General features: G+C 74.3%; 30 protein-coding genes and 1 pseudogene. 11 read left to right on the plus strand and 20 right to left on the minus strand.

Going from position 1 to position 25280, the window contains the following annotated elements; translation table 11 throughout:
• Positions 1 to 2: 2 nt before the first annotated feature.
• Positions 3 to 1094 (minus strand): DegT/DnrJ/EryC1/StrS family aminotransferase, encoded by a 1092-nt coding sequence (locus ABDB74_RS03810; protein ID WP_346621880.1) that lies wholly within the window; start codon positions 1092 to 1094, stop codon positions 3 to 5.
• 148 nt (positions 1095 to 1242) lie between these two features.
• Here ABDB74_RS03810 and ABDB74_RS03815 point away from each other — a divergent pair, with 148 nt between their 5' ends.
• Complete coding sequence (locus ABDB74_RS03815; RefSeq protein WP_346621882.1) at positions 1243 to 1944, plus strand: UDP-N-acetylglucosamine acyltransferase; 702 nt, start codon at positions 1243 to 1245, stop codon at positions 1942 to 1944.
• Between the two features lie 47 nt (positions 1945 to 1991).
• Here the strand turns inward: ABDB74_RS03815 and ABDB74_RS03820 are convergent, their stop codons facing one another.
• Entirely contained in the window at positions 1992 to 3422 is a 1431-nt protein-coding gene (locus tag ABDB74_RS03820; RefSeq protein ID WP_346621883.1) for a class II fumarate hydratase, read from the minus strand.
• A gap of 172 nt (positions 3423 to 3594) precedes the next feature.
• Between ABDB74_RS03820 and ABDB74_RS03825 the strand changes: the two genes are divergently transcribed.
• The gene (locus tag ABDB74_RS03825) at positions 3595 to 4257 is read left to right on the plus strand and encodes a hypothetical protein (RefSeq protein ID WP_346621884.1); all 663 of its coding nucleotides are present in this window, start codon (positions 3595 to 3597) and stop codon (positions 4255 to 4257) included.
• 123 nt (positions 4258 to 4380) lie between these two features.
• Positions 4381 to 4449 (plus strand): annotated as a pseudogene (locus tag ABDB74_RS03830) (DUF1707 domain-containing protein); the annotation flags it as partial.
• Between the two features lie 8 nt (positions 4450 to 4457).
• Here ABDB74_RS03830 and ABDB74_RS03835 read toward each other — a convergent pair.
• Entirely contained in the window at positions 4458 to 4658 is a 201-nt protein-coding gene (locus tag ABDB74_RS03835; protein WP_346621885.1) for a hypothetical protein, read from the minus strand.
• A 283-nt stretch (positions 4659 to 4941) separates the two neighbouring features.
• Positions 4942 to 5904: a class II fructose-bisphosphatase gene (glpX, locus tag ABDB74_RS03840; protein WP_407062162.1), complete on the minus strand. Its 963-nt coding sequence runs from the start codon at positions 5902 to 5904 to the stop codon at positions 4942 to 4944.
• Positions 5905 to 6111: 207 nt separating this feature from the next.
• Between glpX and ABDB74_RS03845 the strand changes: the two genes are divergently transcribed.
• Both ABDB74_RS03845 and ABDB74_RS03850 read left to right on the plus strand, forming a co-directional pair.
• Complete coding sequence (locus tag ABDB74_RS03845; protein WP_346623850.1) at positions 6112 to 6735, plus strand: DUF4245 domain-containing protein; 624 nt, start codon at positions 6112 to 6114, stop codon at positions 6733 to 6735.
• A gap of 238 nt (positions 6736 to 6973) precedes the next feature.
• Positions 6974 to 7123 carry a hypothetical protein gene (locus ABDB74_RS03850; protein ID WP_346621889.1) on the plus strand — a complete coding sequence of 50 codons (150 nt, stop codon included), beginning with the start codon at positions 6974 to 6976 and terminating at the stop codon, positions 7121 to 7123.
• Between the two features lie 16 nt (positions 7124 to 7139).
• On the opposite strand, the gene ABDB74_RS03855 is transcribed toward ABDB74_RS03850, so the two are convergent.
• The 3 genes from ABDB74_RS03855 to ABDB74_RS03865 form a co-directional block, all read right to left on the minus strand.
• Positions 7140 to 7370 carry an exodeoxyribonuclease VII small subunit gene (locus tag ABDB74_RS03855; protein WP_346621890.1) on the minus strand — a complete coding sequence of 77 codons (231 nt, stop codon included), beginning with the start codon at positions 7368 to 7370 and terminating at the stop codon, positions 7140 to 7142.
• Positions 7367 to 8620 (minus strand): exodeoxyribonuclease VII large subunit, encoded by a 1254-nt coding sequence (xseA, locus tag ABDB74_RS03860; protein ID WP_346621892.1) that lies wholly within the window; start codon positions 8618 to 8620, stop codon positions 7367 to 7369. Before xseA ends, ABDB74_RS03855 begins: the two co-directional genes overlap by 4 nt.
• Before the next feature lie 85 nt (positions 8621 to 8705).
• On the minus strand, positions 8706 to 9887 hold the full coding sequence (locus ABDB74_RS03865; protein WP_346621893.1) for a lipid droplet-associated protein: 1182 nt from the start codon (positions 9885 to 9887) through the stop codon (positions 8706 to 8708).
• 145 nt (positions 9888 to 10032) lie between these two features.
• Between ABDB74_RS03865 and ABDB74_RS03870 the strand changes: the two genes are divergently transcribed.
• On the plus strand, positions 10033 to 11010 hold the full coding sequence (locus ABDB74_RS03870) for a 4-hydroxy-3-methylbut-2-enyl diphosphate reductase (RefSeq protein WP_346621894.1): 978 nt from the start codon (positions 10033 to 10035) through the stop codon (positions 11008 to 11010).
• A gap of 82 nt (positions 11011 to 11092) precedes the next feature.
• Here the strand turns inward: ABDB74_RS03870 and ABDB74_RS03875 are convergent, their stop codons facing one another.
• The 4 genes from ABDB74_RS03875 to ABDB74_RS03890 all read right to left on the minus strand — a co-directional run bounded on the left by ABDB74_RS03875 (position 11093) and on the right by ABDB74_RS03890 (position 15164).
• Positions 11093 to 11614 (minus strand): DUF6542 domain-containing protein, encoded by a 522-nt coding sequence (locus ABDB74_RS03875; RefSeq protein ID WP_346621896.1) that lies wholly within the window; start codon positions 11612 to 11614, stop codon positions 11093 to 11095.
• Positions 11615 to 11931: 317 nt separating this feature from the next.
• Complete coding sequence (locus ABDB74_RS03880) at positions 11932 to 13020, minus strand: DNA recombination protein RmuC (RefSeq protein WP_346621897.1); 1089 nt, start codon at positions 13018 to 13020, stop codon at positions 11932 to 11934.
• 123 nt (positions 13021 to 13143) lie between these two features.
• Positions 13144 to 13674, minus strand: a complete 531-nt coding sequence (locus ABDB74_RS03885) for a methylated-DNA--[protein]-cysteine S-methyltransferase (RefSeq protein ID WP_346621898.1) — start codon at positions 13672 to 13674, stop codon at positions 13144 to 13146.
• Positions 13674 to 15164: an AlkA N-terminal domain-containing protein gene (locus ABDB74_RS03890; RefSeq protein WP_346621900.1), complete on the minus strand. Its 1491-nt coding sequence runs from the start codon at positions 15162 to 15164 to the stop codon at positions 13674 to 13676. Before ABDB74_RS03890 ends, ABDB74_RS03885 begins: the two co-directional genes overlap by 1 nt.
• A 116-nt stretch (positions 15165 to 15280) precedes the next feature.
• On the opposite strand from ABDB74_RS03890, the gene ABDB74_RS03895 reads away from it, so the two are divergent.
• Positions 15281 to 15454 (plus strand): hypothetical protein, encoded by a 174-nt coding sequence (locus ABDB74_RS03895; RefSeq protein WP_346621901.1) that lies wholly within the window; start codon positions 15281 to 15283, stop codon positions 15452 to 15454.
• Positions 15455 to 15530: 76 nt separating this feature from the next.
• Positions 15531 to 16760, plus strand: coding sequence for a DUF222 domain-containing protein (locus ABDB74_RS03900; RefSeq protein WP_346623851.1), 1230 nt, complete (start codon positions 15531 to 15533; stop codon positions 16758 to 16760).
• Positions 16761 to 16764: 4 nt separating this feature from the next.
• On the opposite strand, the gene ABDB74_RS03905 is transcribed toward ABDB74_RS03900, so the two are convergent.
• Positions 16765 to 17760 (minus strand): GAF domain-containing protein, encoded by a 996-nt coding sequence (locus ABDB74_RS03905; protein WP_346621902.1) that lies wholly within the window; start codon positions 17758 to 17760, stop codon positions 16765 to 16767.
• A 13-nt stretch (positions 17761 to 17773) separates the two neighbouring features.
• Positions 17774 to 18133 carry a cupin domain-containing protein gene (locus ABDB74_RS03910; protein ID WP_346621904.1) on the minus strand — a complete coding sequence of 120 codons (360 nt, stop codon included), beginning with the start codon at positions 18131 to 18133 and terminating at the stop codon, positions 17774 to 17776.
• Between the two features lie 55 nt (positions 18134 to 18188).
• On the opposite strand from ABDB74_RS03910, the gene ychF reads away from it, so the two are divergent.
• Both ychF and ABDB74_RS03920 read left to right on the plus strand, forming a co-directional pair.
• The gene (gene ychF, locus ABDB74_RS03915) at positions 18189 to 19262 is read left to right on the plus strand and encodes a redox-regulated ATPase YchF (RefSeq protein ID WP_346621905.1); all 1074 of its coding nucleotides are present in this window, start codon (positions 18189 to 18191) and stop codon (positions 19260 to 19262) included.
• Between the two features lie 155 nt (positions 19263 to 19417).
• The gene (locus ABDB74_RS03920; protein WP_346621907.1) at positions 19418 to 19615 is read left to right on the plus strand and encodes a hypothetical protein; all 198 of its coding nucleotides are present in this window, start codon (positions 19418 to 19420) and stop codon (positions 19613 to 19615) included.
• Positions 19616 to 19663: 48 nt separating this feature from the next.
• Here ABDB74_RS03920 and ABDB74_RS03925 read toward each other — a convergent pair whose 3' ends face one another.
• The 7 genes from ABDB74_RS03925 to ABDB74_RS03955 form a co-directional block, all read right to left on the minus strand.
• Positions 19664 to 20848 carry an FAD/NAD(P)-binding oxidoreductase gene (locus tag ABDB74_RS03925; RefSeq protein ID WP_346621909.1) on the minus strand — a complete coding sequence of 395 codons (1185 nt, stop codon included), beginning with the start codon at positions 20846 to 20848 and terminating at the stop codon, positions 19664 to 19666.
• Positions 20849 to 20880: 32 nt separating this feature from the next.
• Positions 20881 to 21750, minus strand: a complete 870-nt coding sequence (locus ABDB74_RS03930) for an RNA polymerase sigma-70 factor (protein WP_346621911.1) — start codon at positions 21748 to 21750, stop codon at positions 20881 to 20883.
• Entirely contained in the window at positions 21747 to 22340 is a 594-nt protein-coding gene (locus ABDB74_RS03935; RefSeq protein ID WP_346621912.1) for a carboxymuconolactone decarboxylase family protein, read from the minus strand. Before ABDB74_RS03935 ends, ABDB74_RS03930 begins: the two co-directional genes overlap by 4 nt.
• Before the next feature lie 147 nt (positions 22341 to 22487).
• Positions 22488 to 22715: a hypothetical protein gene (locus ABDB74_RS03940; RefSeq protein WP_346621913.1), complete on the minus strand. Its 228-nt coding sequence runs from the start codon at positions 22713 to 22715 to the stop codon at positions 22488 to 22490.
• Positions 22716 to 23086: 371 nt separating this feature from the next.
• Positions 23087 to 23608, minus strand: coding sequence for a hypothetical protein (locus ABDB74_RS03945; RefSeq protein ID WP_346621914.1), 522 nt, complete (start codon positions 23606 to 23608; stop codon positions 23087 to 23089).
• Positions 23609 to 23743: 135 nt separating this feature from the next.
• On the minus strand, positions 23744 to 23980 hold the full coding sequence (locus tag ABDB74_RS03950; RefSeq protein WP_346621915.1) for a hypothetical protein: 237 nt from the start codon (positions 23978 to 23980) through the stop codon (positions 23744 to 23746).
• A gap of 108 nt (positions 23981 to 24088) precedes the next feature.
• Positions 24089 to 24505 (minus strand): dihydrofolate reductase family protein, encoded by a 417-nt coding sequence (locus tag ABDB74_RS03955; protein WP_346621917.1) that lies wholly within the window; start codon positions 24503 to 24505, stop codon positions 24089 to 24091.
• A 271-nt stretch (positions 24506 to 24776) separates the two neighbouring features.
• On the opposite strand from ABDB74_RS03955, the gene ABDB74_RS03960 reads away from it, so the two are divergent.
• Positions 24777 to 25229: a nuclear transport factor 2 family protein gene (locus ABDB74_RS03960; protein WP_346621918.1), complete on the plus strand. Its 453-nt coding sequence runs from the start codon at positions 24777 to 24779 to the stop codon at positions 25227 to 25229.
• Positions 25230 to 25280: the final 51 nt, after the last annotated feature.

Consider the following 25280-nt stretch of genomic DNA (forward strand, 5'->3'; position numbering starts at 1 on the left):
CCTCAGCCCCCCAGCACGCGGCGGAACCGGTCGATCACGGTGTCCAGCTCGTCGTCGGTGAGGTGCTGGTGGACCGGGAGCGAGAGGCACCGGCGCGCGACGGACTCGGCGACCGGCACGTCGGCGGCCACGACCCGCGGATCGCGGCGGTAGCAGTCGTGGTCGAACACCGTCCGGGGGTAGTAGACGCCGGTGCCGACACCCGCCGTAGCCAGTTCGGCGACCACGCGGTCTCGGTCGGCCGCCGGCGGCAGCAGGACGGTGTACTGGTGCCAGACGTGCGACCGGCCCGGCAGCTCGCGGGGGAGCCGCACCCCGGCCAAATCGGCCAGGCCTGCGGTGAGCCGGGCCGCGTTGCGTCGGCGCCGGTCGGCGATCTCGGCGGCCCGGGCCACCTGCGGCAGGCCGACCGCGGCGTGGAGGTCGGTCATGCGGTAGTTGTGGCCGGCCATCTCGTACGCGTACCGCGCGCGCATGCCCTGGTTGCGCAGGACGCGCAGCCGGTCGGCGAGGACGTCGTCGGTGGTGGTGATCATCCCTCCCTCGCCGGTGGTGAGGTTCTTGGTGGCGTAGAAGGAGAAGCAGCCGATGCCGAACGCGCCGGCGCCGCGGCCCTCGTACACGGCGCCGTGGGCCTGGGCGGCGTCCTCGACCAGGTGCAGGCCGTGGTGCCGGGCGAGCCGGGTCAGCGGCCCCATCTCGGCCGTCTGGCCGTACAGGTGCACCGGCATGACCGCCGCCGTCCGGGCCCCCACCACCGCGGCCACCGCGGCGGGGTCGACGGCGAAGTCGTCCTCCCGGATGTCGGCGAACCGGGCGGTGGCGCCGGCCTCGAGGATCGCGTTGAGGGTCGCCACGAAGGTGAACGGGGAGGTGATCACCTCGGCGCCGGGCCGCAGGTCCAGCGCCTGCAGCGCGGCGACGAGGGCCGTCGTCCCGTTGTTGACGGCTATCGCGTGCGGGACGCCGACGAGCTCGGCGAAGGCACGTTCCAGCCGTTCGACCATCGGCCCCTGGGCCAGGGATCCGGACCTGAGGACCTCGAGGACGAGCGGCTCGGCGTCGCGGACGTCGACCTTGCTGATGGGGATCACAGGGGATGTTCCGACCTTGCCGGTGGGGATCACAGGGGGGCGCGGTCGCCCCCCGTACGGTAACCGGCGGTGCGTGCAGGGGCCGCCGGCCCGGCCGGTGCGCGCAGGGGCGACCTCGTGCAGGTGAGCACACCGACCGGAGGTGAGCATGGGGAACCAGGTCCACCCCACGGCGGTCATCGGCCCCGGGGTCGAGCTCGGCGCGGACACCGTGATCGGCCCGTATGCCGTGCTCACCGGCCCGTGCCGCATCGGCGACCGCACCTGGATCGGGGCGCACGCGGTGATCGGTGCCGCCCCGGAGATCCGCGGTCACGAGCCGGGCCTGCCCTGGGGCGGGCACACCGACGACCTGGGGGTCGAGATCGGCGACGACTCCACGGTGCGCGAGTTCGCCACCGTCCACCGGGGCACCCGGCGGCCGACCCGGATCGGCAACCGCTGCTTCGTGATGAACAAGGTGCACCTCGGGCACGACGCGGTCGTCGGTGACGACGTCACGCTGGCCGTCAGCACCATCCTCGGCGGGCACGTGGAGGTCGGTGACGGTGCCAACCTGGGGCTGGCCTGCGTGCTGCACCAGCGCCGGATCGTGGGTCCCGGCGCCATGGTCGGCATGTCGTCGGTGGTGACCCGGGACGTGCCCCCCTTCGCCAAGGCGTTCGGGGCGCCGGCGCGGGTGCGCGGTGTCAACGAGGTGGGCATGGTCCGGCGCGGCATCGACTCAGGCGACATCGCCGCGCTGGCCGAGTACTACGGGAGCGACCGGCCGGAGCCGGACTCGTGGACGCCCCCGGACAACCTGGCCGCGGCCTGGGAGTGGTGGACCGCCCGGACGGACGCCGGCTGAGGCGCCGCACCGGGCCGGCGGAGCGCCGGCCCGGTGCGGCCGGCGGGTCAGGGGTGGGTCATGGAGAGGACGTCGAGCGCCTCGTCCAGCTGCTGGTCGGTGAGCTTGCCCTGCTCCACGTAGCCACGCTCGACGACGACCTGGCGGATCGTCTTCTGCTCGGCCAGTGACTGCTTGGCGACCTTGGCCGCCTCCTCGTAGCCGATGTACTTGTTGAGCGGCGTGACGATCGACGGCGAGGACTCGGCGTAGGTGCGGCACTGCTCGACGTTGGCGGTGATGCCGTCGACGCAGCGGTCGGCGAGGATCCGGCTCACGTTGGCCAGCAGCCGGATCGACTCGAGCACGTTGCGGGCCATCAGCGGCAGGGTCACGTTGAGCTCGAAGACGCCGGTGGTGCCGGCGTAGGTGACCGCGGCGTCGTTGCCGATGACCTGGGCGCCGACCTGGATCACCGCCTCGGGGATCACCGGGTTCACCTTGCCCGGCATGATCGAGCTGCCCGGCTGCAGGTCGGGCAGGGCGATCTCGCCGAGACCCGTGCGGGGTCCGGAGCCCATCCAGCGCAGGTCGTTGGCGATCTTGATCAGCCCGACGGCGATCGTCTTCAGCTGGCCGGAACCCTCGACGAGCGCGTCGCGGGAGCTCTGCGCCTCGAAGTGGTCCCGGGCCTCCGACAGCGGCAGCTCCATCTGGGCGGCCAGCTTCTCGATGATCGCGGCGGCGAACCCGGGCGGGGTGTTGATGCCGGTGCCGACCGCGGTGCCGCCCAGCGGCAGCTCGCCGATCCGGGGCAGGGACGCCTCCAGCCGCTCGACCCCGTAGCGCACGGCGGCGGCGTAGCCGCCGAACTCCTGCCCGAGGGTGACCGGGGTGGCGTCCATGAGGTGGGTGCGGCCGCTCTTCACGACCTCCGCGAACTCCTCGGCCTTGCGGGTGAGCGAGGCCTCCAGGTGGCGGAGCGCCGGGATCAGCGTGACGACGATGGCCCGGGTCGCCGCGATGTGGATCGCCGACGGGAAGACGTCGTTGGACGACTGCGAGGCGTTGACGTGGTCGTTGGGGTGCACCGGCGCGCCGAGGGACTCGGCGGCCAGGGTGGCGATGACCTCGTTGGTGTTCATGTTGCTCGACGTCCCCGAGCCGGTCTGGAAGACGTCGATCGGGAAGTGCGCGTCCCAGTCGCCGCGGGTGACCGTGCCGGCGGCCGCGGTGATCGCGTCCGCGATCCCGCGGTCGAGGACGCCGAGATCGGCGTTGACGGCGGCGGCCGCGCCCTTGATGGCGGCCAGTGCGCCGATCAGCTCCCGCTCGATGGGGGTGCCGGAGATGGGGAAGTTCTCGACGGCGCGCTGCGTCTGCGCCCGCCACTTGGCCCAGGAGGGGACGCGGACCTCTCCCATGGAGTCGTGCTCGATGCGGAAGTCGGTGGTGTCCTGACCGCTGCCGTCCTGCGCTGCGCCGTTCTGCTGGGCCACGCTGTGCTCCCGGTGGTGTGGATGGTGACAGTGCTCCGGACGGGACCCTAGACACCCGTGGGGGAGCACGTCGGTTCCGCCCTCGCCGGGGGCCGCCGAGGAGGGGCGTGGGGCGCCGGCGGCGCTCCGCCGACCACGGCGCCGATCCCGGCGCGAGCCCCGAGGAGGGCACATGTCCCAGCCGCCCCTGCCGCCCGACGACGGTGTCCCGACCACGCCGGGCCACGGCGCGCCGGGGTGGCCGGCGTCCGACGGGAGCTGGCCCCCGCCCGGGCAGCAGCCCGCACCGGACTGGGCGACGACGACCTGGCAGCCGCCGGCGCCGCCCCGGACGGTCCCGCCGCCTCCGGAGAGGGCGTCCGGCCGGGGCCGGTGGGCGGTCGCCGGTGCGGCGCTGGCCGGGGTTGTCGGCGGCGCCGTCGCGGCGTCCCTGCTCGTCAGCGCGGTGTTCGTCGGCAGCGCCGAGGACATCGGCCGCGCCATGGGGGAGGAGCTGGCGCCCGGCATCGGCGACGGCATCCGCGAGGGGATGGCCGACGGCGCCCAGGAGCAGATGGACGCCGCCATGGGCCTGCTCGGAGAGGAGGGCACGGGGGGCTGGTACGGCGGCGCGCCGGGCGGCGACGTCGAGCAGTTCCCGCCGGTGGAGCCGGGGGACCTGGGCCCCGACGAGGTGCTCGACGCCTACGCGCAGGGCTGCTTCGACGGCGACCTCCAGGCGTGCGACGACCTGATGTACGGATCGCCGCCGCTGTCGGACTACGAGGAGTACGCCGGCACCTGCGGTGGCCGGGTGAAGGTCTACACCGTGCTGAGCTGCACCGAGCTGGAGTGAGCCGGCGGGTGCTCCCCGGGGTGCACCGCCGGTGCCGCCGGGGGCCGCCGTCCTCGGCTACCGTCCGGGCCCGTGAGCGATGACGTCCCGGCCGTCCGGGCCTCCGATGCCGACCGCGAGGCGATGGTGGCCCGGCTGCAGACGGCCCTCGCGGAGGGCCGCATCGACCTGGACGAGTTCGGCCAGCGGGCCGGCGCCGCCTACGCCGCGGTGACGACCACCGAGCTCGCGGAGCTGGTGGCCGACCTCCCGGCCGAGCCGCGGGCGGAGATCGTGGGCACCCGCGGGCCGGAGACGGTCAGCACCGTGTTCGGCGACATCGTGGTCGCCGGGCCGAGCGTGCCGCTGCGGGCCGGCACGGTGTTCGGCGACGTGCGGCTGGACCTGCGGGGGCTGCGCACCGGGACCGACCGGCTGGACCTCCACCTGAGCACCGTGTTCGGCACCGTCGACGTGATCGTCGCCGAAGGCGTGGACGCCCAGCTGGCGGGCCGCACCGTGTTCGGCAACCGGAAGGTGCGGCTCGCGGCGGTGCCCCGCGTCGCCGGCACCCCGCTGGTCGTCGTGCACGCGCGCTCGGTCTTCGCGACCTCACGCTGCGCAGCCTCGCACCGGGGGACTCGCCGAGCCGGTGGGGTGCGCTGCTCGAGCGGCTCGCCCGGCGGAGGCGATGACCCCGGCGGTTCAGTCCTCCCGGTCGAAGGGCACCGCAGAGTAGGCGCGCAGCTTCTCCAGCGAGTGGAGGCTGTCGATCGAGCGGATCGTCCCCGACCGCGACCGCATGACCAGCGACTGCGTGGTGCAGCCGCCGGCGTCGTAGCGCACGCCGCGCAGCAGCTCCCCGTCGGTGATGCCGGTCGCCACGAAGAAGACGTCACCGCGGACGAGGTCGTCGATGTGCAGGACCCGGTCGAGGTCGTGCCCGGCGTCGACCGCCTTCTGCCGCTCGTCGTCGTCCTTGGGCCACAGCCGGCCCTGGAGGGCGCCGCCCATGCACTTGAGCGCGCAGGCGGTGATGATCCCCTCCGGCGTGCCGCCGATCCCCAGGAGCAGGTCGACGCCGGTGCCCTCGCGGGCGGCCGCGATCGCACCGGCGACGTCGCCGTCGGTGATGAACTTGATGCGGGCGCCGGCCTCCCGGACCTCCTGCACCAGCTGCTCGTGGCGGGGCCGGTCGAGGATGCAGACGGTGACGTCGCCGACCGAGCTCTTCTTGGCCTTGGCGATGCGGCGGATGTTCTCCGCGACCGGTGCGGTGATGTCGACGACGTCGGCCGCGGCCGGGCCGGTGGCCAGCTTCTCCATGTAGAAGACCGCCGACGGGTCGTACATGGCGCCTCGCTCGGCGACGGCCATGACCGCGATCGCGTTGGGCATCCCCTTGGCCATCAGCGTGGTGCCGTCGATCGGGTCGACGGCGACGTCGCACTCCGGGCCGTTGCCGTCGCCGACCTGCTCGCCGTTGTAGAGCATGGGCGCCTCGTCCTTCTCGCCCTCACCGATCACGACGACGCCCTTCATGCTCACCGTGCCGATGAGCGCGCGCATCGCGTCGACGGCCGCGCCGTCGCCCCCGTTCTTGTCGCCGCGCCCCACCCAGCGCCCGGCGGCCATCGCGGCGGCCTCGGTGACCCGCACGAGCTCCAGGGCGAGGTTGCGGTCGGGTGCGGGGCGGCCGGCGCTGAAGCCGTTCCCGGACGTCGACGTGGGAAGGGGGCCGTCGGGGACGGGGAGCGACACGGGGACCTCCTGGAGAAGGACCCCGTCGTCCCCACCCTTCGCGAGCTCAGGGCGGGGCCCGGGTCGGGGCCATGGGCGGCGAGGCGGGGCGAGCTTGCCTGCGATCCTAGGGGCATGACCGGAAACGGCCCGACGAGCCAGCGCCCCGAGCACCCCCGCGACGCGGCCGCTGCCGACGAGCTGCCGCCGCCGTCGCCCGCCGTGGTGCGGGCCAACCGGATGAGCGCGGCCAACATGATCCGCTCGCTGCTGCCACTGGTCCTGATCTGCCTGGCGATCGTCGGCTGGCAGGCCTTCCGCGCCAACCCCGACGACCCGATCCTCGAGATCGACCCGACCAACACCCTCCAGCTGGCCGACGTGCGGGCGGACTACCCGCTGCTGGTGCCGGACCCCGGCGACGGTTTCCGGCCGACCAGCGCGCGCACCGATGCCGGCAACGCGGGTGAGGGCGATCCGGTGAGCGTGCAGCTCGGCTACGTGACGCCGTCCGAGCGGTACGCGGCGTTCGTGGTCAGCGACGACCCCGAGGCCGAGTCCGTGAGGGCGATCCTGGACGGGGCCGTGGCGGACGGCAGCGTCGAGGTCGACGGCCAGGAGTGGACCAGGTCGACCACCCAGAGCGGGGAGACGGCGCTCTCCCGGGTCGCCGACGGCCTGACGCTCGTGGTCACCGGATCGGCCGGTGAGCAGGAGCTGCGCACCCTGGCGGGGTCGGTGGAGCCCTACTCCGGGTGAGCCGCCCGTTCGGCGTCCGGGCGGACCGGACGGGGCAGGTCACGAGATGATGACCCTCGGGTGCGTCGCCGAGCCGGAGTCCGTCCGGAGCAGCACTCTGTTCCCACCGGCCACGTGCTTCCATCGCCCGCCTCCGGAGGAGATCCAGATGCCACCACGCGACGACTGTCCGCAGAGTGATCACCAGGCCCCGGCGAGCGGCGGGTCGTGCGCCTGCGGCATGGTGACCCGGATCCCCGTGGCCGAGCCGCCGCAGTCGACCGACGTGCGCGACGTGCTCGCCCGCTGCCTCGACGACGAACCGGGGGGCGTCGACCGGGTGCTCGCGGCGTTCGCCGACGCGGGGCTCGTGGTGGCGCCGGGGACGCAGCTGCGACCGCCCGCCTGAGCCGCCGGGCCCGCGGTCAGCCCTCCCGGGCGTCGTCCGCCGGTGCCGCGGCCGCCAGGCGCTCGCGGGCCCGGTCCAGCCAGTGCTGGCAGAGCCGGGCCAGCTCCTCCCCGCGCTCCCACAGGGTCAGCGACTCCTCGAGGGTGAGGCCACCGGCCTCGAGCCGGCGCACGACGTCGGCCAGTTCCTCGCGGGCCTGCTCGTAGGTGGTCGTCGGCTCGGGGGCGCGCTCGTCGGTGCTGCTCATGCGGGGTCCTCCTGGTCGGGGCCGCCGGTGTCGGGTCCGGCGCCGCGGTCGACGCGGACGGGGAGGCGGCCGCCGGCGACCCGCACCCGCAGCGGCTCGCCGTCGGCCACCGCGGCGGGGTCGCGCACCAGCGAGCCGTCGGCCCGCTGGACGACGGCGTAGCCGCGCTCGAGCGTCGCGGCGGGGGACAGGGCGGCGACCCGGGCGCGGGCGTGCTCGAGATCGCGCTCGGCCCCCTCGACGCGGTGGACCAGCGTCCGGCGCGCGCGGGTGCGCAGCCCGAGGACGTCGTCCTCCCGGCCGTGCAGCAACCGGTCGGGGGAGGCGAGCGCGGGCCGGGTGCGCACGGACTCCAGCCAGCGTTCCTGCTGCTCCAGCCGGGTGGCGACCAGGTGCCGCGCACGCGCGCGCAGGCCGTCGACCAGCCGCCGCTGCTCGCCGATCTCCGGCACGATCCGGTGCGCGGCATCGGTCGGGGTGGCGGCCCGGACGTCGGCGACGTGGTCGACCAGCGTGGTGTCGGTCTCGTGGCCGACCGCGGTGACGACCGGCGTGCGGCAGCCGGCGATCGCGCGGACCAGCCCCTCGTCGGAGAACGGCAGCAGGTCCTCCACCGAGCCGCCCCCGCGGGCGACGACGATGACCTCGACGGCGGGGTCGGCGTCCAGCCGGCGCAGGCCCTCGATCACGTTGCCCGCGGCCTGCGGCCCCTGGACGACGCAGTGGTGCGTCGCGAACCTGACCGCCGGCCAGCGGCGGCGGGCGGTGACGAGCACGTCCCGCTCGGCGGCGCTGTCCCGGCCGGTGATCAGCCCCACCACCCCGGGTGCGAAGGGCAGGGGCCGCTTGCGGGCGACGTCGAACAGCCCCTCCGCGGCCAGGAGCCGGCGGATGCGCTCGATGCGGGCCAGCAGCTCGCCCAGGCCCACCGCCCGGATCTCGGTCGCCCGCAGCGAGAAGGAGCCCCGGGCGACGTAGTAGTCGGGCCGGGCGCGCACGATCACGCGGGCGCCCTCGGTGAGCTCCAGCCCCGGGCGCTCGGCGACGTCACGGTGGCAGGTGACCGGCACCGACAGGTCGGCGGCCGGGTCACGGAGGGTGAGGAAGACGGTGGCCGCGCCACCGCGGCGGGACAGCTGGGCCACCTGTCCCTCGACCCACACCTCGCCCAGGCGGCCGATCCAGTCGGCCACCTTGCGGGCCACCGTGCGCACCGGCCACGGGGACTCGGGGGAGGACGGCGCGGTCATGCCCCGAGCGTGTCAGACGGCTCCGACACCCCCGGACGCCCCGTCCCGGCGGTCGGTGCACGTACCGCCGGGACGGGGCCCTTCGTCAGGTGCCGCGGGGGGCCAGCGGGCTGGACTCGACCGCCTGCTCCTCGAGCTTCTCCAGCCGGTTGCGCAGCATCCGCAGGTACGGGTCGCGGGCCCGCGTCGCCTGCTCGTAGGCGAGCAGGTCGGACACCGTGTTGAGCTGGTATCCGCGCAGCCGCCCGCGCAGCTGTGCGATCGAGAAGCTGTCGTAGCCCTCGACCGGTGCGGCGCCGGCGGCCTGGGCGCCCGAGAGCTCGCTGCCGCCCTGCGGGTCGTCGGTGGGCACGTCGGAGGTCTCGCCGACGGCGTCCACGGTCGCGCCCTCGGCGATCGCGGCGTCGGTCTCGTCGGTGTCGGTCGGGCCCACGTCGGTGGCCACGCCGGTCGCCGCGGCCACCGGGGTCCCGCCCTCGTCGACGGCGACCTCCGGGCCGGCGTTCGTACCCGTCGCCGCGGTCTCGGTGCTGCGCTCGCCACCGGTCGTCGCGGTGTCGTCCTGCGGTGCCTCGACGGCGGCGACGCCCTCGTCGGTCACCGTCGCCTCCACGGTGTCGATCCCGCCGTCGGCGGTGAGCACGTCGACGGTCGTGGAGACGTCGGCGGTGGGCTCGGCGGCGGTCGCGGCGTCCCCGGCCGGCGCGGCGTCGGACTCCAGGAGCGCCCGCTCGACGGCGTCGGCGTCCTCGGTGGCCACCGGGGCCGCGGGGGCGTCGGTCAGCGGGTCGGTGTCCGGTGCCTCCGGGACCATCTCGTCGATGGCCAGCTCGTCGAGCACCTCCTCGGTGCTGGGGGCGTCCTCGGTGAGCGCGTCCACCACATGCCGGGCGGTCTCCGCGGGCGCGGCCACCGCCGCGGCCGCCGCACCGGCCGAGCCCTCGGTGGCCACGTCGGTCGCGACCCCGGCGTCGAAGCCGTCGGGGACCCGGTCGAAGGCCGAGTCGCGCAGGCGGGGGCCCGGTTCTTCGTCGTCGAACGTGGCCAGCCCCGGCTCCGACTCGCCCCGCATGCCGACGAGGAGTTCGTCGCCGCGGGCGACCAGGCCGGCGTACGCCTGCTGCACCTTCATCGCGTGCTGCATCGCCATGCCGACGGCGCGCACCGGCAGACCGGGCAGCGTCTCGGGGAGCTTGCGCGTCTCGTCGAGCACGGTCGCCACCAGACCGGCGGCGGCGCGGACAACCTCGGGGATCTCACGGGCCATGGGCACAGCGTGCCCCAGAAGTACCCGTGCGACACACCCGACCAGCGATGATGCGCCCGCCGGGGGCATGCGGCTGGTCACATCCGTGTCCGGTGACACCCGCGCGGACCGGTCCCGGACGGCACACCCACCTACCATGGTGCGCATGGCTGATCAGCGCGGACGGGTCCTGCTGGCCGATCCCCGGGGCTACTGCGCCGGTGTGGACCGGGCGGTGGTCGCCGTCGAGCGGGCCCTCGAGATCCACGGGGCGCCCGTGTACGTCCGCAAGCAGATCGTCCACAACAAGCACGTGGTGGCCACGCTGGAGCGGCGCGGGGCGATCTTCGTCGACGAGACCGACGAGGTCCCCGAGGGCTCGGTGGTCGTCTTCAGCGCGCACGGGGTCTCTCCGGCGGTGCACCAGGAGGCGGCCGACCGGCAGCTGCACACGATCGACGCCACCTGCCCGCTGGTCACCAAGGTGCACCAGGAGGCCAAGCGCTTCGCCCGCGACGACTACGACATCCTGCTGATCGGTCACCGCGGCCACGAGGAGGTCGAGGGCACCTCCGGCGAGGCGCCGGCCCACATCCAGCTGGTCGACGGTCCCGACGACGTGGCGAACGTCCAGGTCCGCGACCCGGAGAAGGTCGTGTGGCTGTCCCAGACCACGCTGTCGGTCGACGAGACCCTCGCGACGGTCGACCAGCTGAAGAACCGCTTCCCCGGGCTGCAGTCGCCGCCGAGCGACGACATCTGCTACGCCACCCAGAACCGCCAGCAGGCCGTCAAGAAGATGGCGGGGGAGTGCGACCTCGTGCTGGTGGTCGGATCCACGAACTCGTCGAACTCGGTGCGCCTGGTCGAGGTGGCGCTCGAGGCGGGCGCCCGGGCGAGCCACCTGGTCGACTACGCGGCGGAGATCGATCCGGCCTGGCTGGAGGGCGTCGCCACGGTCGGGGTGACCAGCGGTGCCTCGGTCCCCGAGATCCTCGTCAGCGAGGTGCTGGACTTCCTGGCCGAGCGCGGTTATCCGGACGTCGAGACGGTGAAGGCCGCCGAGGAGCGCCTGGTGTTCGCGCTCCCGCACGAGCTGCGCAGGGCCGAGAAGGCCGCGCAGGCCCCCGGCGCGGCCGACTGACCGCCCCCCGCCCGGACGACGGAGCCCCGGACCGCATCAGCGGTCCGGGGCTCCGTCGTCGGTGGGGCGGGTGCCCGGGCGGTCAGCGGCGGGTGGCCAGCCGGACCAGCGCCAGCACCACAGCGGCGACGGTGGCCGCGGCCATGGTCGGGAAGCCGCGGACCAGCAGCGTGGCCATGGTGGCCAGGTTGAACGGCGCGGACGGCGCCAGGGCGACGTTCACCGCGGCGACCGCGAGGAACACCAGCGGCGGGGAGACGATGACCGTGAGGAGGTCCCGGCGACGGACGAGCAGGGCCGCGGCCGAGGTGCTGGCGGTCAGGACGACGAGGGTGATCAGGCCCAGGCCCGTGCCGACGAAGGAGTCGATCGCGCCGCCGGCCAGCGTCAGCAGGAAGATGCCGAGCACGGCGACGACTCCGCGCAGCTTGCTGTCGCGCGCCGCAGGGGGCGCGGCGGTCCGGCCACGCGTGCCGGCCGCGGCAGGGCGCGCGCCCGACGGCCGGTCCGGTCGCCGGGGACCGCCGGGACGGGGCTCGTCGAGCCGGTCGTAGGCGGGGTCGCGCTCGGCCACCCGCAGGCGGTCGCCGGCGCGTCCGGGCACCGGGGGACGCGACGCACGGGCCGGCCGGGCGCCACCCGCCGAGGGGTGCGGGGTGCGCACGGCGGAGGGCCGTTCGGGGCGCGCTCCGCTCTGCCATGCGCCCGCTGCGCTCGCCGAGGCCATGGCGCCCCTCCGTCCCGTTGCCTGGGCGGCCCGACTGGCCGTCCTGCGTGCCACGGTAGCGAGCGGAGCTGGGAGTACGCGGGACGTCGGTGCCGCGTCGTCGGCTTCCTGTGGTGGCTCCGCGACGTGGGGTGATGCCTGTGACACGCGGTGCGCACGGGTCGGCGCCGGACGGTGGCCGGCTCCGCGTCAGGTCATCCCGACGTGCCGTCGCGGTCGGGTTCGGCGACGGCGTCCAGCCGCCCGGACGCCGGCGGTTCGGCCGGCCGCAGCGTGCGCACGGTGGCCTCCACCGGAGCCGGCTCGGGCACCGGTGACTCGGCGACGCCCAGGTCGTCGAAGCGCCGGGCGGCGGCCAGGACCGACCGCTCGTAGGAGCCGACGGTCTCGTTGTACCGGCTGAGCGTGGTCGACAGCGCGGAGCCGAGGCGGGTCAGGTGACCCGACAGCGTGCTCAGCCGTGCGTGCAGGCGCCGGCCCACCTCGAGCACCTGGTCGGCGTCCCGGGCCAGGCGCTCCTGCCGCCAGGAGTAGGCGACCGTGCGCAGCAGCGCGAGCAGCGTGCTCGGTGTCGCCAGGACCACGTCGCGGGCGAAGCCGTACTCGAGCAGGCCCGGCTCGGCCTCCAGCGCGGTGGTGAGGAATCCGTCGGAGGGCACGAACAGCACGGTGAACGGCGCGGCGGGCCGGAAGGCGGTCGGGTACCGACGGGCGGCCAGCGCATCGATGTGGGCGCGCAGCTGCCGGGCGTGGATCGTGATCCGGTCGGCCCGCACGGCCCGGTCCTCGGCCTGGACGGCCTCGATGTACCCGGTGAACGGCACCTTGGCGTCGACGACCACCTGCCGGCCGTCGGCCAGGGTGACCACCAGGTCGGGGCGGACGCCGGCGCCCTCGTCGTTGGTGCCGGCGGGCTGCTCGACGAAGTCGCAGTGCTCGAGCAGGCCGGCCACCTCCACCACCCGCCGCAGCTGCACCTCGCCCCAGCGCCCGCGCACGTGCGGGGTGCGCAGGGCCGTGACCAGGGCCGCGGTCTCGTGCTTGAGCTGCGCGGAGGCCTGGCCGACGGTGCCCATCTGCTCCCGCAGCTCCCCGTGCGCGGTGGCACGGGCCCGCTCCATGCCGGCCAGCAGCCGGTGCAGGTGGTCCAGCGACTCGTGCACCGGTTCCAGGCCGGCGTCCTCGGGACGGCGGCGCGCGAGCAGCGTGACCACGCCGAGGGTGACGGCCGCGCCGAGCAGCGTGCCGACGAGGAGCCCGAGGAGCAGGGAAGCGGCATCCATGGCGGGGACCTTGCCGCACGGGTCCGACAGTTCCGGTCAGCCCCGCGGGTCGGGGGGCATAGGAGGCTATGCATACGGATCGAGGCCGCGAACCGTATGCATAGCCTCCTATGCCTGGGGTGGTCAGGCGGGGACGGTCGCGTGCGCCGCCTCGTGGTCGAGCAGCCAGCGCTTCACCGGTGTGCCCCAGCGGAAGCCGCCCAGGCCGCCGTCGGAGCCCAGCACCCGGTGGCAGGGCACGAAGAGCGCCGCGGCGTTGCGGGCGCAGGCGTTGGCCGCGGCCCGGACCGCGGCGGGGCGGCCGCAGCGCGCGGCGAAGGCGGCGTAGCTGTCCGGCCGCCCGGCGGGGACGGTCCGCAGCACCTCCCACGCCTCCTGGAGGAAGGGGCCCGAGCGCTGGAGGACGGCGACGTCGTCGATGGCGGTGACCTCCCCGGCGACGTAGGCGTCGACGGCGTCGAGGGCCGGCAGCCGGCCGGCCGGCTCGGAGGTGACCGGCCGCAGGGCCGGGTGCATGACGGCGAGCAGTTCGGCGACGTCGGCGGTCCAGCCACCGGCGAGCACGAGCTCCCCACCGTCGTCGTCGGCCGTGACGACCACGGTGAACGGGCCGGGCGGGGTCGCGAGGGTGGCGTGGCGGGCGGGACCGGTCATCAGGCGCTCCTCGGGAGGGCGGGCGTGGTGGGGCGGGTGAAGAGGGCGGGGACGGCGAGCGCCCAGAGGTGGAGGACGGCGTAGGAGCTCCACGGCCGCCAGCGGGCGGCGGCGTCGGTGTCGCTGCTGCCGAGGGCGGCGAGCGACCTCCGGAGGGCGAGGTCGCCGGGGAGCCACACGTCGGGGTCGGCCAGGCCGCGCAGCCCGATGAGCGCCGCCGTCCAGGGGCCGATCCCGGGGACGGCGAGCAGCGCGCGCTCGGCCTCGCTCCGCTCCGCGCCGGGCCCGAGGGTGATGGCGCCGTCGGCGAGGGCGGTGGCCAGTGCGGAGACGGTGCGGCGGCGTGCACCGGTCAGGCCGACGGTGCCGAGGTCCGCGCCCGCGAGCGCCGCCGGCCGCGGGAAGGCGTGGGTGAGGGTGCCGACCGGCTCGGCCAGGGGAGTGCCGGCCGCCGCGACCAGGCGCGCGGTCAGGGTGCGCGCCCCGGCGACCGACACCTGCTGGCCCAGCACGGCACGGACGGCGAGCTCGTCGGCGTCGGGGGAGGCGGGCACCCGCCGCCCCGGGGCCGCGGCGACGAGCGGGGCGAGCGCCGGGTCGGCGGCCAGGACGTCGTCGACGGCGGCGGGGTCGGCGTCGAGGTCGAGCATCCGGCGGCAGCGGCTGACCGCGGCGCCGAGGTCGCGCAGCTCGGTGAGCCGCAGCCGGGCGCTGACCGCTGCCCCGCCGCCGGGGGCGGGGGAGAGCCGGACCACCGCGGGGCCGTGGGGCAGGTCGAGGACCCGGGAGAACGTCGTCCCGTCCCACTCCTCCAGCCCGGGGACGGCGTGCGCGCCCAGGAAGAGCAGCACCTCGTCGGCCGCGTACGGGGCGCGGGCGGCCAGCCGGAGCGTCAGCCAGCCGGGCGGCCCGCCGTGCGCGCCCCGCCGGCCCCGGCGCAGCTCCCCGGGGGTCGCGGCGAACACCTCGCGCACGGTGTCGTTGAACTGGCGGATGCTCGCGAAGCCCGCGGCGAAGGCGACGTCGGCCATCGGCAGCTCGGTGGTCTCGACCAGCACCCGTGCGGTCTGGGCGCGCTGCGCCCGGGCCAGGGCGAGGGGGCCGACGCCCAGCTCGCCGACGACGAGCCGGTGCAGCTGGCGTTCGGAGTAGCCGAGCCGGGCGGCGAGGCCCGGGACACCGGAGCGCTCCACCTCGCCGTCGGCGATCAGCCGCATGGCCCGGGCGACGACGTCGGCGCGGACGTCCCACTCCGGTGATCCGGGCGCGGCGTCCGGCCGGCAGCGGCGGCAGGCGCGGAAGCCCGCGCCCTGGGCGGCGGCCGCGGTGGAGAAGAAGGAGACGTTGCGGGCCAGCGGGGTGCGCGCGGGGCACGACGGCCGGCAGTAGATGCCGGTCGTGCGCACCGCGGTGAAGAACCAGCCGTCGAACCGGGCGTCCCGTCCGGCCACCGCGCGGTAGCAGCGCTCGTGGTCCAGGGGCTCGCTCACGACACCGAGCATGCCAGTGCGCGAGGACGGTCTCTGACGGTTTTCGGACGCCGCCGTGAAGCGGGTCGTGTGCAGGCCGGTCCGCCGTTCTTCGCCGCGCCTGGCGTGGTGACGAGGTGGCCCGGGTCATCGACGACCGCGCCGACTGGGACGATGTCGCGAGCTGGTCACCCAATGGCTACTGCATCCTGTGCGCCGCGTGCGTCGCGCGGGCCCCTGGACGACGCCGGCGGGAGCTGACCGGCGGCTCGGCTACCGACGTGCGCACTTTGGGTGTTGGTCGGCTCTGACCTGCGGTTTCGGGTTGTCGATGCAAGCTGAGCCCGGTAGTCTTCGTACATGTGTTCGACGGCTGCGGGTGATGCGCTGGACCGGTTGACGGCCGCGCTGGACGACCTGGCGGCCGAGGACCTGGCCGGCCGGTTCGGCCCGCAGCTGCTCGACCGGCTGCGGCCGCTGCTGGTGGCGAGCAACCGGCTGGCCGCGGAGGTCACCCGCACGGTGCGGGAGTGCGAGGTCACCTCCGCCGCCGAGCACGACGGGCAGAAGGCGATGGCCTCCTGGCTGCGCGGGCACGCCCGGCTGTCCCCGGCGGCGGCCTCGCGGGTGGTGCGCTCCGGGCGGGCGCTGGCGCAGCTGCCGGCGGTGCGGGCCGCGTTCGCCGCGGGTGCGGTGACCGCCGAGCAGGTCGCGGTGATCGCCCCGGTCGCCGCACCGGGGAACGCGGCCGCCGCCCAGGCGCAGGACGTGGAGCTGGCCGGGGTCGACGCGACGCTGGCAGCGGTCGCCGCGGCCCGCCCGCTGGACGAACTGCGCCAGGTCGTGGACCACTACCTGGCCCGGCTCGACCCCGACGGGCCCGAACCCGACCCGACCGAGGGCCGGTCACTGGTGTTCGTCACCCACGCAGATGGCAGCGTCGGATTCCGCGGCGAGCTCGACGCCGTCGGCGGGGAGAAGTTCCAGGCCGCGGTCGAATCCATCGTGCAGGCATCCCGCCCCGCCGGGGACACGCGCACCCGCGCCCAGCAGTCCGCCGACGCCCTGGTCCAGCTGTGCGACAACCAGCTCGCCTCGGGCGCCCTGCCGGTTCTGCGCACCCACAAGCCGCACGTCATCGTCCGGATCGACCTCACCGACCTGGTCGACCCCGCCACCGGACCGGGCGCGGCCACCACCGGGTTCGGGGCCACCATCTCCGCCGCCCGCGCCCGCTGGCTGGCCTGCGACGGCAACGTCTCCCGCATCGTCATCGGCCCCGACGGCGAGCTCCTGGACCTGGGCCGCCGGCACCGGGTGGTCCCGCCGCCGCTGCGCCGCGCGGTGGAGTACCGCGACCGGGGATGCGTGTTCGCCGGCTGCGACGCCCCCGCCTCCTGGTGCGACGTCCACCACCTCGTGCACTGGGCCGACGGCGGAGAAACCTCGCTGGAGAACTCCGCGCTGCTGTGCGAACGCCACCACACCAAGGTCCACCACGGCTTCCGCGTCGAACGAGATACCAGCGGCCGATGGCACACCTACCGGCCCGACGGAACCGAGATCCTGATTTTCCCCCGCAGCACCGCAGAACCCGAACGCTCGCGGACGGGTTGAGCGATCACGCCCGGTCGAGTGCCGCCTGCCCGCGCACGGATCGCGGCCGCAGGAGATTGCCCGCGGGCATCAGCTCGTCGTCGGCTGCCCGGAGCGGTTCGGGCACGGCGGCCAGGGCGTCGTAGTCGTCGACCGGGTCGTGCTCGGAGAGCTCGAGCAGGACGCGGTCGAGGGGCAGCTCGGCGAGGAGCGCGGTGCATCCGGGCGTCAGCAGGGTGCCGGGGGAGACGTTCATCGCGACGTAGCCGTCGACGGCCGTCAGGTGGTCCGCGGCGCGGCGCAGGGCGAGCAGCTCCAGCTCGTCGCCGAGGCCCACGCTGTGCGCCTCGGCGAAGACGACGTCCGGGGTCTGCTCCCACTCGGCGGGGAAGCGGCTGAGCGCCTCCGAGCCGACGCGGGCGCCGGTGGCAAGGTCGACGATGGGCTGCAGGGCGACGACGGGGCCGCCGTCGGCCATGAGGGGGATGAGCCGCTGCTCGATACCGGTGCGGCGGTCGTCCTCCTTGACCTGCGGCTCGATGATCACCGAGGCGGCCGACGCGAGGACGTCCATCAGGGCCTTGTCCCGCTCGGTGAGGTCCTTGTCCGAGGTGAGGCCCGCGGCGCAGAAGGTGCCGTACAGGGTGCCGTCGGACAGGGTGACCGGCACCGACACGTAGCTGCGGATCCGCGGCATCCGCGCGGCCGGCAGCTTCATGGCCTCGGGGAAATCCTTGAGGTTCGGGATGACCGCGGGCAGTTTCTTGTCCAGGACCGCCTGGCACAGCGTCGTCGACTGCACCTGCGTGGCGCCCTCCTGGAACAGGAAGGGCACCGACGACTCGACCACCTCGAGGTGCTGGGTGGTGCCGTCGAGCCGGGAGAGGAACGCCACGGAGAGGTGCAGCGACTTCTTCGCCGTCCGCAGCAGGTCGGCGATCTGCTGCTCGGCGTCGGTGCGGTTCTTGCCCACTCCGTTCCCGTCGGCCGGTGCCGGGGGGAACTGGAGCCGGCGCCTCATCCGCTCGGGGGGCTCAGACCACCCGGCGGTCGGCGGTCAGCTCGCTCGGCGTGTCGCCGGTGTTGACCGTCGCGCTCGGCTCGACCAGGAGCACCTGGGCGCCGTCCGGTGAGTACGGCTGGTGCGGCGTGCCCTTCGGGACGACGTACAGCTGACCGGGGCCGAGGGTCACGTCGCCGTCGTCCATCCGGATGGTGAGCGAACCGGCGAGGACGACGAACACCTCGTCGGTCTCCGGGTGGCTGTGCCGGGTGAACTCCCCCCGGGTGTGGACCACGCGGACGTCGTAGTCGTTGAGGACAGCGACGGTTCGGGGTGACCACGGCTGGTCGATGGTGGCGAGGACGGCGGCGAGGTCGACGGCTGCGGGCATGGGGGCATCGTCGGGCGTCCGGGTGCCGCGCGCCAGGGCCGTACCCTGAGTTCCCGTGAGCCTCACCATCGGGATCGTCGGCCTGCCCAACGTCGGCAAGTCGACCCTCTTCAACGCCCTGACCAAGAACGACGTGCTGGCGGCGAACTACCCGTTCGCGACGATCGAGCCGAACGTCGGCGTGGTGGGCGTTCCCGACGAGCGGCTCGCGAAGCTCGCCGAGATCTTCGGCAGCCAGAAGATCATCCCGGCGACGGTGTCGTTCGTGGACATCGCCGGCATCGTCCGCGGCGCCAGCGAGGGGCAGGGCCTGGGCAACAAGTTCCTGGCCAACATCCGCGAGAGCGATGCGATCTGCCAGGTGATCCGGGTCTTCACCGACCCCGACGTCGTCCACGTCGACGGCAAGGTCAGCCCGGCCGACGACATCGAGACGATCAACACCGAGCTCCTCCTGGCCGACCTGCAGACGCTGGAGAAGGCGATCCCGCGGCTGGAGAAGGAGATGCGCAAGGACAAGGAGCGCGCGGCGCTGCACGCGGCCGCCGTCGAGGCCCAGAAGGTGCTGAACGAGGGCACGACCCTCTTCGCCGCCGGCCTCGACCCCGCGCCGCTGCGCGAGCTCGGGCTCATGACGACCAAGCCGTTCCTCTACGTCTTCAACGTCGACGCCGACGAGCTGGCCAACACCGAGATGCTCGACGAGCTGCGGGCGCTGGTGGCCCCCGCGGAGGCGATCTTCCTCGACGCGCAGACCGAGTCCGAGCTGATCGAGCTGCCGGCCGACGAGGCCGCCGAGCTGCTCGAGTCGATCGGTCAGAGCGAGCCGGGTCTCGACCAGCTGGCGAAGGTCGGCTTCCGCACCCTCGGGCTGCAGACCTACCTGACCGCCGGCCCCAAGGAGTCGCGCGCCTGGACCATCCCGGTCGGCGCCACCGCCCCGCAGGCCGCCGGCGTCATCCACACCGACTTCCAGCGCGGCTTCATCAAGGCCGAGATCGTCTCCTTCGACCAGTTGGTCGAGGCCGGCTCCATGGCCGAGGCCAAGTCCAAGGGCTGGGTGCGCATGGAGGGCAAGGAGTACGTCATGGCCGACGGCGACGTCGTGGAGTTCCGCTTCAACGTCTGAGCAGCCGCCGGGGCGGCGGGCCCGGGATGTTCGCTCCCGGTCGGGTGGAACAGGTCACTACAGGAGCTGGTTTCTGATGCCGATGTGTCCGACAGTCTGGACGTCCGGTGCTCACGCCGGGGTGGACAGCTGGAACCCATGACCGAGGAGACCTGATGGACTACCTGCGACAGCTGCAGGCGGAGCGGCCGCTGATCTTCGGGCTCCTGCTCCTGGTGGGTTTCATCGTCGCCTTCCAGCTCGCGATCTTCGTGATCCAGCTGATCGTTGGACCCTTCGGGCTCCCGGGCTGGGTGCCCCTCGTGATCCTGGTGGGCGGCCTCGTCCTCATCGCCCGCCGGCAGCAGCGGTAGCAGGGGCCCGGACCGCTCGTCTCGGGTCCGGAACGCCCGCCCGGCGGGTCAGACCCTCCCGCGGAGGATGCGGTGCCAGTAGACCTGCGGGAGCCCGTAGCGGTCGAAGAGCCACGCCCAGCGGTGGGGCTTGAACGGGTTCACGAAGGGCACCGACGGGCTCGCGGCACCGTCGCGGTCGACCTCGTTGAGCATCAGCTTCCGGCGGCTCACGGTGATCGGCATGACGGTGTAGCCGTCGTAGTGCCGCATCGGCTTCCCCTTCGCGGCGGCCGACATGTTCTTGCTCAGCACCGACACCTGCTTCCGCAGCCCCCCACCCGAGGGGCGGGTGGCGAGGTCGGCGGCGTCACCGATCGCCCAGATCGACTCGTGCCGGCGAGAGCGCAGCGTCTGCGGATCGACGTCCACCAGGCCGGGGGAGGCGTCGACGGCCAGGCCGGCGTCGGCGATCCAGACCGGTGCCCGGTAGTGCGGGACGGCGTGGGCGAAGACGACGTCCTCGAGCACGCGGCGACCGGTGCGTGACGTGACCTCGAGGGCGTGGACGTCCCAGTCCACCCGCTCGATCCGCGCCTCGCGCAGCACCTCGACGCCGTAGTCGTCGAACGCCTCCTCCAGGACGCGGTCGGCCTCCGGGAGGCTCGTCGCGGTCCCCGCCGGCAGCACCAGGCGGACGTCGAGGTCCGGCAGGACGCCGCTGCGCCGCCAGTGGTCGCACGCCATGAGCAGCGGCTTGAGCGCGGTCGGGGCGCACGACGCCGGCTCCGGCGGCACGGTGAAGACGACGGACCCCTCGCGCAGCGAGGACAGCCGCGGCCACACCTGCGGCGTGCTGCCCGGCACGTAGGTGGAGGCCGCCCACCCGTCGGCGTACGCCTGCAGCAGCCCCGGCGTCGCCTCCCAGTCCTCCACGAGACCGGGGCAGAGGACGAGGGTGGCGCAGTGCAGCGTCCGGCCGCCGCGGGTGCGCACGGTCATGGCGGCCGGGTCGACGGCCTCGACGGCGTCCCGGACCCAGGTGCACCCGTCGGGGACGACGTCGGCCATCGGGCGCTCCAGGTCGGCCATCGTCGCCTCCCCGGCACCGACGTAGTTGAGCAGCGGTTTGTACCGGTGCACCGGCTGGGGAGCCACGACGGCGACGTCCCGGACGCCGTCGCGCAGCAGTCGAGCCGCCAGGGAGATGCCGGCGTTGCCGCCCCCGACGATCAGCACCTCGTGACGTTCCATGTCCGCTCCCCACTGAAGGCCGCGGACCTCCGTCACCGCCGCAGCTCGGCCACCGTGTCGAGCCTGCCCAGTTTCTGCGGGTTCCGAACGGCGTAGAGGCGGCTGATCCGGCCGTCCTCGACGAGGAACGTGATCGCCGTGTCGGACTGGCCGCCCGGATCGATGCGCGCACCGACCGCGCCGTTGACCAGCGGCGTGACGACGTGGACGCCGGGCGCGAGCTCGGCGAAGTGGGCGAGGGCGTTGGCCACGCGCTCCCGGCCGGCGAAGGGGCGGCGGGCGGCGGGTGCGAGCCCGCCGCCGTCGGCGACCACCACGACATCCGGAGCCAGCACGTCCAGCAGCCCCTGCACGTCGCCGGCGGTGACCGCGGCGAGGAACCGGTCCACGACCCGCTGCTGCTCCGAGCGGCTCACCGTCGTCCGCGGGCGCCGCGCGGCCACGTGCTCGCGTGCCCGGTGCGCGATCTGCCGGACCGCGGCGGTCGACCTGCCCACTGCCTCGGCGATCTCGTCGTACGGCACGTCGAACACCTCGTGCAGCACGAGGACGGCGCGCTCGGTCGGACCCAGGGTCTCCAGCACGGTCAGCATCGCGATCGAGACGCTCTCCGCCAGCTCGACGTCGTCGGCGACGTCCGGACCGGTCAGCAGCGGCTCGGGCAGCCACTCGCCGACGTAGTCCTCGCGGCGGCGGGACACGGTGCGCAGCCGGTTGAGCGCCTGGCGGGTGACGGTCCGGACGAGGTAGGCCCGCGGCGCACGCACGGTCGCCCGGTCGACCTCCGCCCACCGCAGCCAGGTCTCCTGCACCACGTCGTCGGCGTCGGCGGCCGAGCCGAGCAGCTCGTAGGCGACGGTGAACAGCAGGCTGCGGTGGGCCAGGAAGGGGTCGTCGGTCATGCCCGGGCGACGCCGTCCGTCGACCGGAGCGCCAGCGGCGGCAGACCGCAGGACGCCGCGAACTCCTGCGACCGGATGCCGAGCGCGATGTTGGTCCGGGCGGTCAGGTTCATCGCGCCGACCCTGGCGGTCAGCTCCAGCAGCGCGGGCGCCCCGAGCTCGTCGAGCAGGGCGGCCGACATCTCGTCGGTCACGGTCAGCGGAGTCCGGCACATCCCCTCGGCGTACTCCATGACCCTCCGCTCCAGCGGGGTGAAGACGGTGGACTCCCGCCACCGCGGCACCTCACGCGCCTTGGCCTCGTCCAGCCCGCGGTGGTGAGTCATGAAGTAGTGGAAGTCGAGGCAGAAGCTGCACCCGACGGCGGCGGCCGCCGCCATGGTCGCGAACGACGCCAGGTTCCGATCGAGCCGGTTCCACGAGTCGGCCCTGCGACCGAACCTGATCATGTCCTTCAGCAGGGCCGGGTAGTGCCACATCACCCCGACGGCATCCGGCACCTGCCCCAGCATCCTGCGGCTCATCGTCTTGATCAGGCCCCCATGGATGCCGGTGATCTCGGCCGGGTGTACCCGTGTGCTGCTCGCCATGTCTCCTCCACGTCGTGTCGTGCTGTCGACATGGAGACACCGGCCGGGCCGCCGGTGTGACATCGGCGCGGGCGGGCGGCCGGTCCCCGGCCGGCGTGGTCACCGACCGGGGGCCCGGCCGCCGTCAGACGTGTCCGCGCCCCGAGGTCACCGGGGCAGCCGCTTGGCGAGCAGTTGCTTGCCCAGTTCCCCGCCCTTGCGGCTCTCGGCCTGCGCCCGGCGGAAGAAGTCGGCGAGTTCCTGGTCGCCGTCCCGTTCCGCGTCCTGGATGTAGGTCTCCATCCGCAGCGCATTGCTGAGCGAGGCCTCGGTGAACCAGATGAGGTTGTAGTCCTTGTCCTTGGTGCCGGTGACGTCGCCGGTCTCGGTGGTCATGATCTCTCCTGTTCGCGAGGTTGTGCGGTGTCGGTCGGCGCCGTGGCTGAGCGCCCTTCTCGGTGACCCCGCGCCGGGCACGTCGGGGCGGTCCACCGGCGCGCGGACCGTGGCGACGGTGGTCGAGGTCGGCATGCCGACGTCCCCCTCGGTGCCGCACGCCGGGCCGGATACCGGAGACCGGGTTCGAGTCGTCCGTACGTCTCGCTTCCGGCGGCCCTCGTGGAACCCGGCGTGACGTGGCCGGTGGCCGGGCGGGATCGTCGCCCGCCTGTCACCCAAGGTTCTCCGCCGAGGCGATGACGTCAAGGCCGCGGCGGAGATCCATGGACGGCACCTGCTCGGCGACGTCCGGTCGATGGCTCGGCCGGTCAGGTCGTGATCAGGCTGCGCATGCTCGCGGTGAGGCTCAGCGCCAGCCGGCGCGTCACGCGCAGGCCCTGGTCGGCGAGCGCGTAGGTCGTCTCGATGACCTCTTCCGGGCGGACCAGCGCGGCCGGGACCAGGCTGCGCACGATGGTCACGACGCCCTCCACGACCCCGGTGACGGCGTCCTCGCTGCTGTCCGCCGCCGCGGCGAGCTGCCGGCGGGCCTGCTCCTGCTCCTGGGCGCGCAGCTCCACGAGCAGGTCACGGCGGACGGCGAGGACCAGCTGTCGGGCGCGCTCGTCCTCGGAGCCGTCGTCGTCGCGCGCGGCCTGCAGCACCTGGGTGGCGAGCATCTCGCGCGCCCGGTCCTCGGCCTCCTCACGGGTGCGGGCCAGCTCCTCCAGCTCGGCGGTGGCGGAACCGGCCGGCTGCGCGTCGGTGGCGGGCGCGTCGTCGCCGTTCCGCTTGCGGGCCTTCGGCGTGGTGGTGGGCTCGGTCGGCGAGGTGGGTGACGGCGTGGTCATGGCTTCCTCCAGGGGCGGTCCGGTTCGGGCATCCCGAGGCTCCGCGCGCCAGGTGACCCGCGGGAGAGCTGCGGGCGCACGGCAGGCGAGCGGCCCACCAACAATCGGGTCGCTCGCCGGGCGCCGATCCGCGGCTCAGCCGGCGATGCGGGCGCACTCCTCGCACCGCGCGGCGTCCCGGTTCGTCGGCCAGTCCTGGGCCGCGGCCGCCCGCACCAGCTGCCCGCACAGCGACGCCTCGAGCCCGTCGACGACCGGCTTGGCGACGGCGTGCGCGACATCGCGCGCGTGGCCCGCTCCATGGTCCTCGGGCCGGATGTCGCGTCCGATCCAGCCGACCCGGATGCCGATCACGAAGGGGCTCGCCGTCATGCCGACAGACTGGGCACCGCAGGTGTCGGTCGGGTGGCCGCCGACGGAACATCTGGTACTGCGCGTCTCCGCGGCCCAGGCGCCCCACGGGGCGGGGGGCGGGAGCCGTCAGCCGTTCCCGGCCGGCCGGTAGACCAGGTGCAGCACGCCCGTGGGCAGGGCGTCGGAGGAGACCAGCTCCAGCGGGGTGCGGCCCAGCTCGTCGGTCCAGCGGCGCTCGCCGGGGACCACGATCGGGTCGACCAGCAGCACCAGCTCGTCGAGCAGCCCCGCCCCCAGCAGCGAGCGCACCGTCGTCAGGCTGCCGGACATGCCGATCGTGCCCGGGGTGCGCTCCTTCAGCGAACGCACGTCGTCCAGGCTGCGCAGCACCGTGGTGCCGGACCAGTCCGAGCTCTCCAGCGTGGACGACAGCACGTACTTCGGAATCGGGTTGATGAAGCCGGCGAACTCGTCGGTGTCGTTGCCGGGCCAGTACTGCGACCACTGGTCGTGAGCACCCGGCCCATCAGGTAGGTCTCGCACCGCTCGGTGTGCCGGTCGACGGCCTTGCCCATGGCGTCGTCGAAGTAGGGGAAGTGCCACTGATCGGGGCGCTCGGCGGAACCGTCGAGGGTGGTGAACAGGTTGGCGGCGATCTGTCCCACGGGGACTCCTCCGGTGTCGGGTGGACGTCGCGGGGTAGACCGCCGGCCGGCGGAGAAGTCATCGCACCGTCCCACTCGCCCCCGGCGCGCACTCGGGGCAGGGTGGTGCGGGGCGCCCGAGGGCCGGCCGCCCGTTCGAGGAGGTCTCCGTGCCACGCCCCCCGCTGCCCCCCTTCACGCCCGAGACCGCCCGGCAGAAGGTGCAGGCGGCCGAGGACGCGTGGAACACCCGCGACCCGCACCGCGTGGCACAGGCCTACACCGAGGACACCGTCTGGCGGAACCGGGAGGAGTTCCTCCGGGGCCGCGACGAGGTGGTCGCCTTCCTGACCCGCAAGTGGGCGCGCGAACTCGACTACGCGCTGCGCAAGGAGCTGTGGGCGTTCACCGACGACCGGATCGCCGTCCGGTTCCAGTACGAGTGGCAGGACGCCGACGGCCGGACCTGGCGCTCCTACGGCAACGAGCAGTGGGAGTTCACGGCCGAGGGCCTCATGCGCCGGCGGGAGGCCAGCATCAACGACGTGCCCATCGCGCCCGAGGAGCGCTGGATCCTCGGCCCGCGCGAGGACGGCGACACGACGCCGCTCCCGCTGCGGTGACCCTGACCGCGGAAACCAGGGATCGGTCAGGGGTTCACCGGATGGAGGACG

The sequence above is a fragment of the Blastococcus sp. HT6-4 genome, assembly GCF_039679125.1.
In the GTDB taxonomy this organism is placed as follows: domain Bacteria; phylum Actinomycetota; class Actinomycetes; order Mycobacteriales; family Geodermatophilaceae; genus Blastococcus; species Blastococcus montanus.

Coding starts and splice junctions, on each gene's coding strand:
- ABDB74_RS03865 (WP_346621893.1), bottom strand. CDS start 9,887: ATGGCCCGTGAGATCCCCGAGGTTGTCCGCGCCGCCGCCGGTCTGGTG.
- ABDB74_RS03920 (WP_346621907.1), top strand. CDS start 19,418: ATGGACTACCTGCGACAGCTGCAGGCGGAGCGGCCGCTGATCTTCGGG.
- ABDB74_RS03905 (WP_346621902.1), bottom strand. CDS start 17,760: ATGAGGCGCCGGCTCCAGTTCCCCCCGGCACCGGCCGACGGGAACGGA.
- ABDB74_RS03935 (WP_346621912.1), bottom strand. CDS start 22,340: ATGGCGAGCAGCACACGGGTACACCCGGCCGAGATCACCGGCATCCAT.
- ABDB74_RS03940 (WP_346621913.1), bottom strand. CDS start 22,715: ATGACCACCGAGACCGGCGACGTCACCGGCACCAAGGACAAGGACTAC.
- ABDB74_RS03950 (WP_346621915.1), bottom strand. CDS start 23,980: ATGACGGCGAGCCCCTTCGTGATCGGCATCCGGGTCGGCTGGATCGGA.
- ABDB74_RS03945 (WP_346621914.1), bottom strand. CDS start 23,608: ATGACCACGCCGTCACCCACCTCGCCGACCGAGCCCACCACCACGCCG.
- ABDB74_RS03885 (WP_346621898.1), bottom strand. CDS start 13,674: ATGACCGGTCCCGCCCGCCACGCCACCCTCGCGACCCCGCCCGGCCCG.
- ABDB74_RS03815 (WP_346621882.1), top strand. CDS start 1,243: ATGGGGAACCAGGTCCACCCCACGGCGGTCATCGGCCCCGGGGTCGAG.
- ABDB74_RS03930 (WP_346621911.1), bottom strand. CDS start 21,750: ATGACCGACGACCCCTTCCTGGCCCACCGCAGCCTGCTGTTCACCGTC.
- ABDB74_RS03825 (WP_346621884.1), top strand. CDS start 3,595: ATGTCCCAGCCGCCCCTGCCGCCCGACGACGGTGTCCCGACCACGCCG.
- ABDB74_RS03870 (WP_346621894.1), top strand. CDS start 10,033: ATGGCTGATCAGCGCGGACGGGTCCTGCTGGCCGATCCCCGGGGCTAC.
- ABDB74_RS03855 (WP_346621890.1), bottom strand. CDS start 7,370: ATGAGCAGCACCGACGAGCGCGCCCCCGAGCCGACGACCACCTACGAG.
- ABDB74_RS03910 (WP_346621904.1), bottom strand. CDS start 18,133: ATGCCCGCAGCCGTCGACCTCGCCGCCGTCCTCGCCACCATCGACCAG.
- ABDB74_RS03925 (WP_346621909.1), bottom strand. CDS start 20,848: ATGGAACGTCACGAGGTGCTGATCGTCGGGGGCGGCAACGCCGGCATC.
- ABDB74_RS03845 (WP_346623850.1), top strand. CDS start 6,112: ATGACCGGAAACGGCCCGACGAGCCAGCGCCCCGAGCACCCCCGCGAC.
- ABDB74_RS03880 (WP_346621897.1), bottom strand. CDS start 13,020: ATGGATGCCGCTTCCCTGCTCCTCGGGCTCCTCGTCGGCACGCTGCTC.
- xseA (WP_346621892.1), bottom strand. CDS start 8,620: ATGACCGCGCCGTCCTCCCCCGAGTCCCCGTGGCCGGTGCGCACGGTG.